Below are 13,842 nucleotides of genomic sequence, written 5' to 3' on the forward strand. Positions count from 1 at the left end.
TCAATTCACGCGCAGGATGCGGGTAGGCGGCAACGGGCCGATCGGACCATGCGCCCTAAAGAAGGCAAACAGCGCCTCGGAATCGTAGCCGCCATATTGCGCCGATGCGCCCTGTTTCGCGATCGTGAAACCGTCGCCGCCGACCGCCAGATAGTCGTTGACGGTCACGCGGTAGAAGGTGGCCGGCTCGATCGGTCTGCCGTTGAGCGTCATCTTGTCGGGCGTGACGTGCTCGCCGAATGGCTTTGACCCGTCCCAGCTGTAGCTGAATCCGATCGAGACCTGGAGGATCCGCGGCCGCTTCGGATCGAGCCATTGCTGCTCCAGCATGTCCTTGAGCTGCCTGCCTGTGAGCGTCATGGTGACGAGGCGGTTGCGGAACGGCTGGCTTGCGAACAGATCGCCATAGGACACCGCGCCGTTCTCCTTCGGGACGAGATCGGTGCGGATGCCGCCGGGATTGGTGAGTGCGATGACAGCGCTGCCATCTTTTGCATCCTTGGTCGCGGCGAGCTGTGCATCGGCGATGATATCGCCGAGTGCGCTTTCGCCGGCGTCATTCGGGACGCGCGACAGCGTCTGTGTCACCGATCCGGCCGGCCGGTTGGCGATCGGCGCCGAGAGCTTGTCATAGGCCTCGATCAGCGCGGTCTGCTCGGGATCCCTGGCGAGCGAGGCGTCGGCGACGATGACGTTCTCGGCCTTGGCACCGATGATGTCGCGGGTCACAGGATCGAGCTTGAGGTCGATCGCAGTGACCAGCGTGCCGTATTTGTCGCCGCTCGTGACGAGCCGCCCGTCGATATCGCAGACATAGGCACGGTGCGTGTGGCCGCTGACGACGACGTCGACGGCGCGGTCGAATTTCTTCACGATGTCGACGATGGGGCCTGTGATCGCCGGACATTCGTTGTAGTCGCCCGCGGGCTCGCCACCCTGGTGGATCAGCACCACGATCGCCTCCACGCCCTTCGCCTTCAGTTGCGGCACCAGCGCATTCACCGTCTCGGCCTCATCGCGAAATTCCAGTCCCGCAATGCCCTTGGGCGAGACGATGCCTGATGTCTCCTTCAAGGTCAGCCCGATGAAGGCGACCGGGATGCCCTCGAACTCGCGGATCTCGTAGGGCGGCAGCACGCTCTTGCCGGTCGCGGTCTCGATGGTAGACGCCGCGAGATAGTGGAATTTGGCGCCAGTGAACACATGCGGTCCCTGGCAGCCGTCTTCCGGATGGCAGCCGCCATTCTGCATCCGGAGCAGCTCGGTCTTGCCTTCGTCGAATTCGTGGTTGCCGACCGAGGTGATCGCAAGCCCCATCATCGAAAGCGATTCGATCGAGGGTTCGTCGTGAAACATCGCCGACAGGAATGGGCTCGCCCCGATCAGATCGCCGGCGGCGACGAAGATGGTGTTCTTGTGCCCCTCGCGGAGTTGCTTGACCAGCGTCGCCATGTACTCGGCGCCGCCGGCGGCCACCATCACCTTCCTGGTCTGGTCTTCGGGGTCATTGATGCGGATGCCGCCCGGCGGCGGACGCAGGTTGCCGTGGAAATCGTTGATCGCGAGAATCCGCAGCTGGACGGGCGCTGTAGTCTCGGCCGCGGCGGGAAGGGCGCATGCAAGTGCGAGTGCGGCAAGGATGGATTGGTATCGCATGGAACCAGACTAGTCGCTCCGCGCGAAGATTTCACGAAGCTTTCTTCCTTCTCCCCTTGTGGGAGAAGATGGCGCGAAGCGCCGGTTGAGGGGTATCTATCCGCTGGAGACGTGTGAGCGCGAGGAGAGAAACCCCTCACCCGTCTCGCCGCTTCGCGACGAGCCACCCTCTCCCACAAGGGGAGAGGGGAGGACTCACCTCTTCTTCCTGTTCGCAAACGCGTTGAACGCGGCGATCGCCTCGTCCGATTTCAGCCGTTCGCCGAACAGATGGCTCTCCTGGTCGATGCGGCGGGTGAGCTCTTCCGGCGATGTGCGCAGCAATTTGCGCGAGGTCGCGACGGCCTCGGCCGGCAGGCGGCAGATATCGCGCGCGACCTTGCGGGCCTCGACCTCGGTGTGTCCCGGCGACACCACGGTGTTGACGAAGCCGGCGGCATGGGCCTCTGTGGCGCTGAAGCTGCGTCCCATCACCAGCATGGCGAAGGCACGTTGGTAACCCATTGTGCTCGGCATCAAGAGGCTGGCGGCACCGACCGGAACGAGCCCGAGATTGATGTAGGGCGCCGAGAAGGTCGCAGCGTTGGAGGCGAGCACATAGTCGCAGTGAAACAGCATCACGGTGCCCATGCCGATCGAGGCGCCGTCCACGGCTGCGATGATCGGCTTGACGTTGAGTGCCAGCGAATAGAGGAATTTGGCACCGTCCGACAACGTCTCGGGACGCGCCGCATCGGCGTGCATGAAGTCGTCGATGTCGTCCCCGGCGGTGAAAACGCCGGAGCCGCCGGTGATAATCATGCAGCGGATATCGGGATTGTTCTGCGCGGTGTCGATCGCGCGGCTCATCTCGCGATACATGTGCTGCGTGATCGCGTTCTTCTTTCCGGGACGGCGCAGGGTGATGACGCGCGTGCCGCGCTCGTCGGCGACGATGATATTGCCGTTCGGCATAAGTACTCCCTGCGGTCGCCGCGGCGCCTGCCGTCGGCGAGTCCTGGCACAGCTCAGCCTACATGATCCCGCAGGCGTGCCAATCCTGCAGGCCCAATCATTTCGGCCATGACGCCGTTGAGTGGTTGCATGACACCCGCCAGGCGGCCGCACTGGTCGATGGAACAAACAGCGTAAAGGCTGTGTCTCGTCTCCTGCGGCGATTTGCGCATTGCAACAATTGGCTACAACGTTTCATTTGAAAAACCGGTGGTTGTACGTCACGATCAGCCGTCTCGTTTCTATTAGGCCGATATTTGACGATGATTGCCGCAACTGGGGTTGACGAGTCCTCGCTGCGCTACCGCGGCTGGCGCGTGGTGCTGGCCTGTTTCCTGATGGCCTTCTTCATGTTCGGCTTTGGCCTCTACGGCCAGGGCGTGTATCTCGCCGAGCTGCAGCGCGCCCATGGCTGGCCCGGCACGCTGGTGTCCTCGGCCAGCACCTTCTCGTTCCTGCTGAGCGCCGTCCTCGTGATCTTTACCGATGACCTGCTCGTCCGAATCGGACTGCGCGCGCTGATCCTGTGCGGGCTGGCGGCGCTTGGCGCATCGACCGCGCTGCTGGGGCTGATGCAATCGCCCTGGCAGCTCTACCTCGCCTATGCGCTGATGTCGGTGGGCTGGACCGGAATGGGCTCGGTGGTGATCGCGACCGTGCTGAACTCCTGGTTCGAGCGGCGGCGCGGGCTCGCGCTCAGCCTCGCCTTCAACGGCGCCACCTGCAGCGGCATCATCCTCGTTCCGGTTCTGCTGGCGCTGAGCTCCAGCATCGGCTTTCGTTCGGCCATGCTGGCGGCGACCGTCGTGATGGTGGTGCTGGTGTTGCCGGTGGTCGTCGTCTTCACCGGCTGGCGGGTCGGTGCGTCGCTGCATGCCGCGGGTGCCTCCGGCAGCAAGGCCGCGCGACATTCGCGGCGGGCTCTGCTCGCAAATGCTTCATTCTGGACCATGGTGCTGCCGATCGCGATCGCGCTGCTGGCGCAGATGGGATTCATCATCCACCAGGTGACGTTTCTCGAGCCATTGATCGGCCGCGCCAGCGCGGGCCTTGCGGTCACCATCATGGCCGCGATGGCGGTTGTCGGCCGGCTGACGCTCGGCCTGTTCGTCGACCGGCTCGATCCGCGGCTTGCCTGCGCGGCGTCGATGACGAGCCAGGCGGCGGCGCTGCTCGTGCTGCTGCAAAGCCAGAGCCCGATCGTGCTGCTGATGTGCTGCGCGGTCTATGGTTTCTCGATCGGCAACATGATCACCTTTCCGCCCCTGATCATCCAGCGCGAGATCGGCAGTGCGGCGTTCGCGGCCGCGATGGGGCTGGGGACCTCGATCAGCGGCATCGTCAGCGCGTTCGGCCCCGGCATCGTCGGCCTCGTGCGCAGCATGAGCGGCGATTACACCATGGCATTCGCGATGTGCGTGGCGCTCGATGTCATCGCGGCCGGCATCGTGCTGTGGCGGCCGGGGAAGAAGGTGGAGGTCGTTGCGTCGTAACCTACCCTACGCATCCGCCTACCCAAGCAGCACCGCATCCGCTGCCGCGACCGACTCCGCGCTCTCGGTCACGGTGCGCTCGAGCGCGCCCGCCTGCACGGTGATGTTCTCGGCGAAGAAACGCGCCAGCGAGACGTAGCGTGCCGCCTCGGTGTTGCCGTCGGCCTTCGCAGCCAGCGCCTCGGAGGCCAGCATGCAGCCGCCGAGCGTGGCGCCGAACTGCTGTAGATAGGGCGTCGCGCCGGCGAGCGCCTCGTTCGGCGCCGACGTGACGCGTTGGAGCAGCCACTTGCTGGTGCGCGTCAGCGCCTCCAGCGCCTCGCGCAGCTTCACGCCGGTGGTGCCGAAGGCGGGATCGTTCGAGGCTTCGACCTGCTTCACGGTCGCCGCAAGCTCGTCAATCAGCGCCCACACCGACGCGCCGCCATTGGCGGCAAGCTTGCGCGTGACGAGGTCGATTGCCTGGATGCCGTTGGTGCCCTCGTAGATCGCGGTGATGCGGGCATCGCGATAATGCTGCGCGGCGCCGGTCTCCTCGATGAAGCCCATGCCGCCATGCACCTGCACGCCGAGATAGGCGACCTCGTTGCCGATATCGGTGGAATAGCCCTTCGCCATCGGCGTCAGCAGTGCCGCGCGTGCGGCGGCATCGGCGCGCACCTTCGGGTCCCTGGCGCGGACGGAGACATCGAGTGCGACCGCGGTCGCGTAGCAAATGGTGCGCGCGGCCGCGGTTTGCGCCCGCATCCGCATCAGCATGCGCTTGACATCAGGATGCACGAAGATCGCATCCGAGCCGTCGCCCTTCTTGCCGACGGCGCGGCCTTGCTTGCGCTCCTGCGCATAAGACAAGGCGAGCTGATAGGCGCGATCGGCCACGCCGACGCCTTCGAGGCCGACGCCGAGGCGGGCCTGGTTCATCATCGTGAACATGCAGCGCATGCCCTGATTCTCTTCGCCGATCAAAAATCCGATCGCGCCGCCATGGTCGCCCATGGTCATGGTGCAGGTGGGCGAGGCGTGCATGCCGAGCTTGTGCTCCACGCCGCTGGCAAAGATATCGTTGCGCGCACCGAGCGAGCCGTCTTCATTGACCATGAATTTCGGCACCAGGAACAGCGAGATCCCCTTGGTGCCGGCAGGCGCGTCCGGCAGGCGCGCCAGCACGAAATGCACGATGTTGTCGGTCATGTCGTGCTCGCCATAGGTGATGAAGATCTTCGTCCCCTTGATGCGATAGGTGCCGTCGGCCTGCTTTTCGGCGCGGGTGCGCAGGGCGCCCACATCGGAGCCGGCCTGCGACTCGGTCAGCTGCATCGTGCCGGTCCATTCGCCGGTGACGAGCTTTTCCAGATAGATCTTTTTCAGCTCGTCGCTGCCATGCGCCTCCAGCGCCTCGATCGCCGACGCCGTCAGCAGCGGGCAGAGGCCGAAGGCGACGTTGGCGGCGCTCCAGATCTCGGTGCAGGCGGCGTTGATCGCCATCGGCAGGCCTTGGCCGCCGAAATCTTCCGGCCCGGACACCGCGTTCCAGCCGCCTTCGGTCCAGCGCTTGTAGGCGTCCGGCCAGCCCGGCGCGGTCGTCACCTTGCCGGCCTCGAGCTTGATGCCGTGCTCATCACCGACCTTGTTCAGCGGCGCCAGCACATCGGTTGCGAACTTGCCGGCCTCTTCCAGCACGGCAGCGGCAATGTCCGCGTCGAAATCGCCATAATGCCCGGCGTCCACCGCGGCCTTGAGGCCGGCACCATGGTTGAGCGACAGCAGCATGTCAGAGATCGGCGCGCGGTAGGTCATGGCTCACTCCCGAGGACAGGTTTGCCGCCGTATTCCCATGAAACGGGGGAGGCCTCAATGGCTACGATACGGGACCGGATCGGGGACTTATCCCAGCCTATAATAAGGTGTGGCGCGTCCCAGGTCCGTCTGTGGTATTTTGCGCTCCCAGGCGGTTGAAATGCCGCGCCGCACCCTATAGACCGGCTGCGACCAGAGGGAATCTGCGGGTGCCAGTTCGTCCGCCGTTCCCGTCGTCGCCTGATGGGGCGTAGCCAAGCGGTAAGGCAGCGGATTTTGATTCCGCCATTCGGAGGTTCGATCCCTCCCGCCCCAGCCATTTGATGTTGTTTGAGAAATCCTCTCGTCCGCCGCCGGCCATCGCGGACGTCTGATCCGGCAGCACTTCCGCTTTCATGTCGGCGATGCCGAGCCTCCGCGCGATGACCCGCCGAGCTGAGGTCAGCGACGGCGTGCAAATTTGATTCACGTCAACGCCTGGAGCGGAATTCAGGACAGCCTGCCGAATGTTGCCTCACGGCGCCGAATGACATGATGGCTGCTGTACCTATTCTCCATTCGATCCTGCTTTTGGCGCTCGCAAACGGGGCGCCAGTCCTTGCCAAGAAGCTCTTTGCCTCCCGCTTTGCGCTGGCGCTGGATGGGGGCGTGCTGTTTCTCGATGGTCGACCGGTCTTCGGAGCGTCCAAGACAATCCGAGGCATCGTGGCGTCGATCGTCGCGACCGCGATAGGCGCGACCGGTGTTGGCCTGAGTTTCGAAATCGGTGCGTTGGTGGCAATCCTCGCCATGGCCGGCGACCTGTTCTCCAGCTTCGTGAAGCGGCGGATGAACCTTCCCTCGAGTAGCCAGGCACTCGGATTGGACCAGATCCCGGAATCGCTGTTCCCGCTCGTGGTGTGCCGGGAAATGCTGGGGCTGAACTACGTGGATATCCTCCTGACGGTATCGCTGTTCTTCGTCGGCGAACTCGCGCTTTCGCGCGTGCTATACGTGTTGCGTGTTCGAGATCAGCCGTACTGAAGCATCGGCGGGCCGGTGCAATCGGTGCAATGTGATCTCCGGCGGGCAATTGAAGCGCACGGCCACGACACTCGATCCGGCGCCCACCGACGTATAACCGCGCATGTTATGATAGCGCCAGGCGCCGGCCCCCATCCTGCGCGGCAGTACTGAGTCCAGTGTGAGGGGGACTGATCCTGGAAGGCAGATCTGACCTCCATGCGTATGCCCGCTCAACAATACGTTAAAGCCGGCATGGGCCGCCTGCCGGTAGACTTCCGGGGTGTGCGACAGCAGGATCGAGAAGGCGCCGTCGGGGACATCTGATCCGACCTTCTCGATGTTATCCACCCTGTAGTAGTGCGCATCGTCGATGCCTGCGACGTATATCTCCTGATCCCCGCGCTTGATTGTAGCGCACTCGTTCTGGAGCATGCGTATGCCCATCGCCTCGAGGCCGGGCAGCATCCTGATCGTATCGTGGTTGCCCAGCACGCCGAGAATGGGTTGCTTCAGGTGAGCGGTGACCCGTGCCATGCCTTCAAGCGCAGCGTCGAACTTTCCGAACGTCTTGCCGCGATAGTCGCCCGTAAGGACGCACAGGTCGTAGTCGAGGCCAGGGACCAGCTCGACGAGGCGCCGCATGGCCCGCTCGCTCATATCGACGTGGGTATCGCTGATCTGGAGAATCGTGAAGCCGTCGAACGGAGCCGGCAAATTGGCGCACTCGATATCGTTGTTCTTCACGACAATGCGCTCGGCATTTCGTCGCCCGCGCCAGTAGAGGCCAGCCAGCTTCAGAATATTTCGTATCAGCGAATGAACGGAGTACCAGTTTTCGATATGGAAGAAATTGAGGCCTTGGCCGAAGATCTGGGCTTCATGATCAATTTCGATGCCGAGCCGCTGCCGGGCGTAGATCCGCCCGAGGCGCAGCTCAAGTTTCGAAAGCAGTTCGTCGTTCACCGGTCTGCCTTTCGGTCCATGGCAATCAACTGCGCAGGCCGGCAGGCTCGTCAGCCACTTGGCTCCGATCGAGCTTGTCCAGAGCAAGAAGAAGCGAGGCAACGCGGTTGGCAGATGCGGCCCATTCCGCCAGCCGCGGATAATTGTCCGTAAACCAGCTAAAGGCACCCTGGACCATGACGAAGGCTGCCGCCGCCTGGACAACTTCTCCAAGCAACATCGTGCCTGCAACGTACTTAGGAGTACAAAGCAGCAATCCAATCACTGGCGCCAGCAATGAGTTGGTGTGGGATACGACTGTCAGCCGTATGAGTTGCCAGCAATAGTTCAGCCACGTGGCAATCACCGCTTCGAGTGCGGGAAAGATCGTGCGCATGCCGTCCTCGCCGCTCGCTCCGGGTGCCCCGTTTTCTCCTCCTTCGCGGACATGGGTTCCGACGGCCCTCAACTGGGCTTCGGCCCACTTGTTCTCCTCCAGGACTTGCGTCAGCCGACCGCCGATCAGCATGGTCATGGCTGACACCATGATCGAGTAGACCACCACGGCAATCACCAGATAGCCCGGAATGGTCAGGGTCCGACCGGCTGCGTCGACGTCGAGGCTGCCTCCGACCATCCAGAGGATGCCGATGAACGTCGCCGCGGTCAGCAGGGAAGAGGCGAGCCCGAGGATAAGATCGACAGGCAGGTCGGTGGCCAGCCTGCCGTCTTCCGCTATTCGATACTCAGGCGCCTGATAGTCTCCCGTCACGCGATTGAGCCGAATGAACCGGTCCTGCTCCAGCCAGCGGCGATAGAGTTCGCTGCTCAGCCAGGCCCTCCATTTCCGCTGCAGGGTCATGCGTCCCCAGACCGAGAACAGGGCGAGCGACAGGCTGGCGGCCACCAGCGGCAGCAGGCGAATGGCCTGCGTCAGGAGCTCGTTCCCATCCTTGCGCTCCACGGCGTTGAAGAAGTCGCGGTTCCAGAAGTTCAGCGCGTATTGAGTCAGCAGCTGCAGAACGATCGTGACGATGAGCAGGCCGGTGAGGACCCACGCCCAGCCGGCCGATTTCCCGCCCCAGAATCCGCGCGCACTCTGCCAGAAGCGCACCAGCAACTTGCGCTCGCCCGGTGATTGATACACCTCGTTGCTAGGCATGATAACCGGCGATGGCTGTCACGTTCACACAGGACGCGAGGCGATGAATGTCTTCGCTCAAACATAGCCCGGTGCCCGGACTCAGCAATGCGGCCGAACCGCCGGCGACGCCATGGCGCAACGCCGCTTCGAGATTGTCGTTCTGCGCAAGGCTCGACACCATCGCGCCGAGGAAGCTGTCGCCGGCGCCCGAGACGCTGACGGGCTCGATCGGCAGTCCATTCGCACGCAACGCGATGTCGCGCGTCAGGAGCAGGGCGCCCTGCGAGCCCATCGAGAGCGCGATGATCTCGATCCGGTACAGCTCGAACAGGCGACGCCCCGCCTCGAGGAGCGAAGGCTCGTTCTCGGTGCTGATCCCCGCCAGGTCCTGGAATTCATGAAGATTGGGCTTGATGAGATAAACGCCCGCCTCCAGCGCGGCCTTGAGCGAGGCGCCGGACGTGTCGACGATCACCTTGACCGCCCCTTTCGAGGCCCGGACCACCCTGCCGTAGAAGTCGGTTGGCACGCCGAGAGGCAGGCTGCCGCTTGCGATGACAAACGCCGCTTGCGAACTGATGCGCGCAATTGCGTCGAGGCACTGCTGCCATTCGAATTCGCTGAGCAAGGCACCCGGAAACACCAGACGAAACTGCTGCCGGGTCGTCTCGTCGAAAACGGTAATGTCCTCGCGGGTATCGTTTGCGGTCGGGATCACGATGCTGCGCACCGCCTCGCGCTCGACCAGCCTCGTCAAGGTCTGCCCGGTTGCGCCTCCGGCCGGATAGACTGCGGTTGGTTCAAGGCCGAGCCGTTTCAGGACTCGGGCCACATTGATCCCGCCACCGCCGGGATCGCGCTGGGGCTCGGCGCAGCGCATCTTCGTGTAGGGCACCATCTTCTTGACCGAGGTCGAGATATCGACTGCCGGGTTGATGGTCAGGGTCACGATGTGCGGCAAGTCAGCCAAGTCCTTCGGCCTCCGTCAGGTTGCGAAGGCCGACGAACGCAACATCGTCGTCCAGGATGAGATAGGCCGGTATCGATTCCAGCAAATGTTGGAGCCGGCCCTTCTCCTCGAAGCGCCGGCGAAACTGGGACGCGGCGAGATAGTCGGGCATCTGACGCAAAATGCCTCCGGCGATGAATATCCCGCCTCTTGCGTTCAATGCGAGCGCCAGATTGCCTGCGACCGAGCCCAGCATCGCGCAAAACATGTCGACGCTGCCGCGGCTGACCATGCAAGTCCCTTCAATCGCGGCCCGCGTAATGTCGGCGGCGCGACGTTTTGGTAGGTTCGCGCCGCCGATCTCGGCCAGAGCGTCGTGGAGGTTTTCCAACCCTGCGCCCGACAGGACGCGCTCGGCAGAGACATGCCCGAACCGTTGCCGCAAATGCGCGATCACGGCATCCTCGCGCAGGGAGCCGCCCGCCATCGTGGAATGGCCGCCTTCACTCGACAAGACGATCTGCCCGCCGGGGTGCGGGATGCTGATGGCCATTCCGAGGCCGGTGCCGGGACCGATTGCGGCGAGGGGCGCGCCAGCGATCCGTTGCCGTCCACCCAGATGCAGCAGACTGCTCGCGCCAAGACGGGGCAGGGCCCACGCGACGGCTTCGAAGTCATTGATCAGACGAACGGTCGAGAATCCATAGGTGCGACGCAGTTCGTCTGCATCGATCACCCAGGAATTGTTCGTGAGCGCGCAGCGGCCCCCTTGAACCAAGCCGGAAGCGGCAAGGATTGCACGAGCTGGTCCGCCGGCCTTGGCCGAAGCGCCGAGATAGGCCGCGAGCGCGTCCTGAAAGGTCGCGTGGTCACTGACGGCCATATGAGTTATCGCACCGAGCATTCCGTCGGACAGCAACGCGAAGCGGGCGTTGGTCCCTCCGACATCTGCGAGCAGGGTGGTTCGGACTTGCGGGGCTGCTTGTGTCATGGCTGCCTCGCCCTGATCAGTCCGGCATACCAACCGAACGACGACTTCGGGGTTCGTCGCAGCGAAGCATAATCCACATGGGTCAGGCCGAACCTGATGCTGTAGCCGGAGTCCCATTCGAAATTGTCGAGCAATGACCAGACGAAATAGCCACGAATGTCGACGCCGCGGACGGCGGCCTCATTCATCGCGCCGATATAGTCTCTCAGGAACTCTATTCGTCCTGGGTCGATCACCGCACCGGTTTGGTCGGGCTGAGCGGAATCGCCGTATCCATTCTCGAGCACGTAGATCGGCAGGCCATATCTCGCGTGGACGTCCTGCAGCGTGCCGCTGAAGGCGTCGGGCTCGATCGGCCATCCGATCGGCGTCAGGGGAACGCCGGCCGGCTTGTCGCCGAAATCGTAGCCCAGCATCGAATCCGCCCGCGCCTTCACATAGACCGGGCTGTAGTGGTTCAGTCCGAACCAGTCGAGCGGACGGCAAATACGGGTCAGGTCGCCGGGTTGCATATGTGGTTCGATCGCAGCTCGCATCGACATTGGATACGCGCCGCGGCACTGCGGATCCGGAAAGGCTGCATTCCAGTACACGTCGAGCCGCGCCGCGGCCGCCGCGTCGGCTTCGCCTGCGCCGGACGGCCGGCAGGGTTGTCGATTGTGGATACAGCCGATCGAGGCGTCGATGACGTTGGCGCGGAGCACATCCACCGCAGCGCCGTGAGCGAGATTGACGTTGTGGATCATGCAATGGAGCTTGTCCTCGCTGCTGCGATCCCGTTGACCGAGCGAACGGCTGAACAGGCTGAACATCGAGGGCTCGTTGAACGTCGCAAAGCGCTTGACGCGGTCGCCAAGGCGCGTGGCAATCAGAGCCGCATAGTCCGCGAACCAGAGGATCGATTCCCGATTGAGCCATCCACCGCGCTCCTCAAGGGCCTGCGGCAGGTCCCAATGATACAGGCACAGCCATGGTTCGATGCCGGCGGCCAGGAGCTCGTCGATGAGCCGGTCATAGAATGACAGGCCGGCCTCATTGGCGGATCCGCATCCGAGCGGCAAGACGCGCGGCCAGGCCACCGAGAACCGGTACGCCTGCACGCCCAGCGCCTTCATGAGGCCGACGTCCTCTCGATAGCGGTGATAATGATCGCACGCGACGTCGCCGGTATCGTGGTTCTTGATCTCACCGGTCTGACAATAGATGTCCCAGATGCTCTGTCCGCGTCCATCCTCCCGCGTTGCTCCTTCGATCTGGAAGCTGGAGGTGGAAACGCCCCAGATGAAATCGGGGCGCAGGCTTGCGGTGTTCGGCAGTTGGATTGTCGGCATGAACGACCTGCTTGGTCCTGCTCTATCGGGCGAATGCTGTCGCGCAGCCAACCCGTTGATCTCAGGCTCGTTGTCTCCTTGCCACATTGGTAGTCATGCTCGTTCCCGGTGGTATTGAGTTAGGTCAAGACGCCCGAGCCGGACCGTGCGATGGGTGAAATCCCTGAATTGTCGCTGGGGGGCCGCGCGTGCGGAGAACGAAATGGGGAGGGGTCGTCGACGACGATCTCAGTGGAAACGGCTTCTTCCGCGTGACCGAGCGCGACGGCGTCTTCTGGCTGCTCGATCCCGATGGTGGCCGATTTCTCTCAAAGGGGGTCAATACGGTCCGCTTCGATCAGGATCACGTCGTCGGGACCGAACGCGTGCCTTACGCCGAGGCCTGCCGGAGCAAATACGGGGAGCTGCCGATCTGGCGCACCGCGGTGTCCGATCGCCTGGCGAGCTGGCAGTTCAACACGGTCGGCTGCTGGTCGGACGAGCTCGTCGCCATCTCGGGATCCCAGTTGCTGGCGACCACCCCGACCGCGGCGCTTGGCGCATCCTTCCGCTTGCATCGTCGCGATCAGATCTTTCCGGATGTCTTCGATCCCGAATTCTCCGCCCATATCTGCGCAAGCGCCGAACTTCGGTGCAGGCATCGGCGCAACGATCCGGGCTTGCTCGGCACCTTCATCGATAACGAGCTCTACTGGTCGCCCGACTGGCGCGGCACCGACGAGCTTCTGACACTGTTCTTGAACCTGCCGCCCCACCGAGCAGGCAAGATCGCCGCACTCGCCGGTCTGCAGGCGCATTACCGGGATTTTGCCCAGTTCAATGCGGTATGGCGCACGCAGGCGCGATCCTGGGAGGAGCTCGGCAGGATCGAGCATGTCTTGGCGCCGTTCGTCAGGCTTCGGCCCGGCGTCTTGAACGATGCGCTCGAGACCAAGGCCAATCTGGCAAATCCCGTCCGCGAAGCATTCTCGGCAGATTGCGATGCCTTCGTGGCGGTCGTGGCCGACAAATATTTCGAACTCTGCGTCGCGGCGATCAAGGCGGCCGATCCAAATCATCTCGTGCTCGGATCCCGGTTCGGCTACCAGCCGCCGGCGAGCGTCATTGCAGCGGCTGGCCGGCATCTCGATGTGATCTCGTTCAACTGCTACGACTTCGAGCCCGGTCCGCTCATTGACGCCTATGCCGCGGCCGGCAAGCCATGCTTGATCTCCGAATTCTCATTCCGCGGCGATGACGCAGGCTTGCCAAATACCAGGGGGGCCGGACCGCGGCTGGCCACCCAACTCGATCGTGCTCGGGCCTTCGAGGGCTACGTCGCGGCCGCCCTCGGCAAGGCGAATCTGGTTGGATATCACTGGTTCGAGCATGCCGATCAGCCCGCGCAGGGGCGTTTTGACGGTGAAGATTCGAACTACGGCACAGTGACCATCGACGATCGGGTCTATGACGCGTTGACGCAGACGATGACAAGGGTCAACGCTGCGGCAGAACGCATTCATGCCGCAGCGGTCCCGGCTCTGATCTGAGTGGACCGTTGC

General features: G+C 63.5%; 11 protein-coding genes and 1 tRNA gene. 4 read left to right on the forward strand and 8 right to left on the reverse strand.

What is annotated here, in order from left to right; genetic code table 11:
- Both Q0687_RS30705 and Q0687_RS30710 read right to left on the reverse strand, forming a co-directional pair.
- The gene (locus tag Q0687_RS30705; protein WP_298885235.1) at nucleotides 1-1,656 is read right to left on the reverse strand and encodes a bifunctional metallophosphatase/5'-nucleotidase; all 1,656 of its coding nucleotides are present in this window, start codon (nucleotides 1,654-1,656) and stop codon (nucleotides 1-3) included.
- 195 nt (nucleotides 1,657-1,851) lie between these two features.
- Nucleotides 1,852-2,610 (reverse strand): enoyl-CoA hydratase-related protein, encoded by a 759-nt coding sequence (locus tag Q0687_RS30710; protein ID WP_298885237.1) that lies wholly within the window; start codon nucleotides 2,608-2,610, stop codon nucleotides 1,852-1,854.
- A 302-nt stretch (nucleotides 2,611-2,912) separates the two neighbouring features.
- Between Q0687_RS30710 and Q0687_RS30715 the strand changes: the two genes are divergently transcribed.
- Nucleotides 2,913-4,142, forward strand: coding sequence for an MFS transporter (locus Q0687_RS30715; RefSeq protein ID WP_298885238.1), 1,230 nt, complete (start codon nucleotides 2,913-2,915; stop codon nucleotides 4,140-4,142).
- 18 nt (nucleotides 4,143-4,160) lie between these two features.
- Here the strand turns inward: Q0687_RS30715 and Q0687_RS30720 are convergent, their stop codons facing one another.
- Nucleotides 4,161-5,939: an acyl-CoA dehydrogenase gene (locus Q0687_RS30720; RefSeq protein ID WP_298885240.1), complete on the reverse strand. Its 1,779-nt coding sequence runs from the start codon at nucleotides 5,937-5,939 to the stop codon at nucleotides 4,161-4,163.
- A gap of 244 nt (nucleotides 5,940-6,183) precedes the next feature.
- Here Q0687_RS30720 and Q0687_RS30725 point away from each other — a divergent pair.
- Both Q0687_RS30725 and Q0687_RS30730 read left to right on the forward strand, forming a co-directional pair.
- Nucleotides 6,184-6,258, forward strand: a tRNA-Gln gene (locus Q0687_RS30725).
- A 212-nt stretch (nucleotides 6,259-6,470) separates the two neighbouring features.
- Nucleotides 6,471-6,962, forward strand: a complete 492-nt coding sequence (locus Q0687_RS30730) for a CDP-archaeol synthase (RefSeq protein WP_298885241.1) — start codon at nucleotides 6,471-6,473, stop codon at nucleotides 6,960-6,962.
- Here the strand turns inward: Q0687_RS30730 and Q0687_RS30735 are convergent.
- From Q0687_RS30735 to Q0687_RS30755, 5 genes are read right to left on the reverse strand one after another with little or no spacing between them, the layout of a single operon-like run.
- On the reverse strand, nucleotides 6,927-7,907 hold the full coding sequence (locus Q0687_RS30735) for a metallophosphoesterase (RefSeq protein WP_298885243.1): 981 nt from the start codon (nucleotides 7,905-7,907) through the stop codon (nucleotides 6,927-6,929). The genes Q0687_RS30730 and Q0687_RS30735 overlap by 36 nt on opposite strands.
- A 25-nt stretch (nucleotides 7,908-7,932) precedes the next feature.
- Entirely contained in the window at nucleotides 7,933-9,048 is a 1,116-nt protein-coding gene (locus tag Q0687_RS30740) for an SbmA/BacA-like family transporter (protein WP_298885245.1), read from the reverse strand.
- On the reverse strand, nucleotides 9,041-10,000 hold the full coding sequence (locus Q0687_RS30745; RefSeq protein WP_298885247.1) for a 1-phosphofructokinase family hexose kinase: 960 nt from the start codon (nucleotides 9,998-10,000) through the stop codon (nucleotides 9,041-9,043). The genes Q0687_RS30740 and Q0687_RS30745 overlap by 8 nt, the downstream gene beginning before the upstream one ends.
- Entirely contained in the window at nucleotides 9,993-10,970 is a 978-nt protein-coding gene (gene glk / locus Q0687_RS30750; RefSeq protein ID WP_298885315.1) for a glucokinase, read from the reverse strand. The genes Q0687_RS30745 and glk overlap by 8 nt, the downstream gene beginning before the upstream one ends.
- On the reverse strand, nucleotides 10,967-12,301 hold the full coding sequence (locus Q0687_RS30755; RefSeq protein WP_298885250.1) for a GH1 family beta-glucosidase: 1,335 nt from the start codon (nucleotides 12,299-12,301) through the stop codon (nucleotides 10,967-10,969). The genes glk and Q0687_RS30755 overlap by 4 nt, the downstream gene beginning before the upstream one ends.
- Nucleotides 12,302-12,489: 188 nt before the next feature.
- On the opposite strand from Q0687_RS30755, the gene Q0687_RS30760 reads away from it, so the two are divergent.
- Entirely contained in the window at nucleotides 12,490-13,830 is a 1,341-nt protein-coding gene (locus Q0687_RS30760; RefSeq protein ID WP_298885252.1) for an agarase, read from the forward strand.
- Nucleotides 13,831-13,842: the final 12 nt, after the last annotated feature.

Source organism: uncultured Bradyrhizobium sp. (assembly GCF_936928535.1).
GTDB lineage: Bacteria > Pseudomonadota > Alphaproteobacteria > Rhizobiales > Xanthobacteraceae > Bradyrhizobium.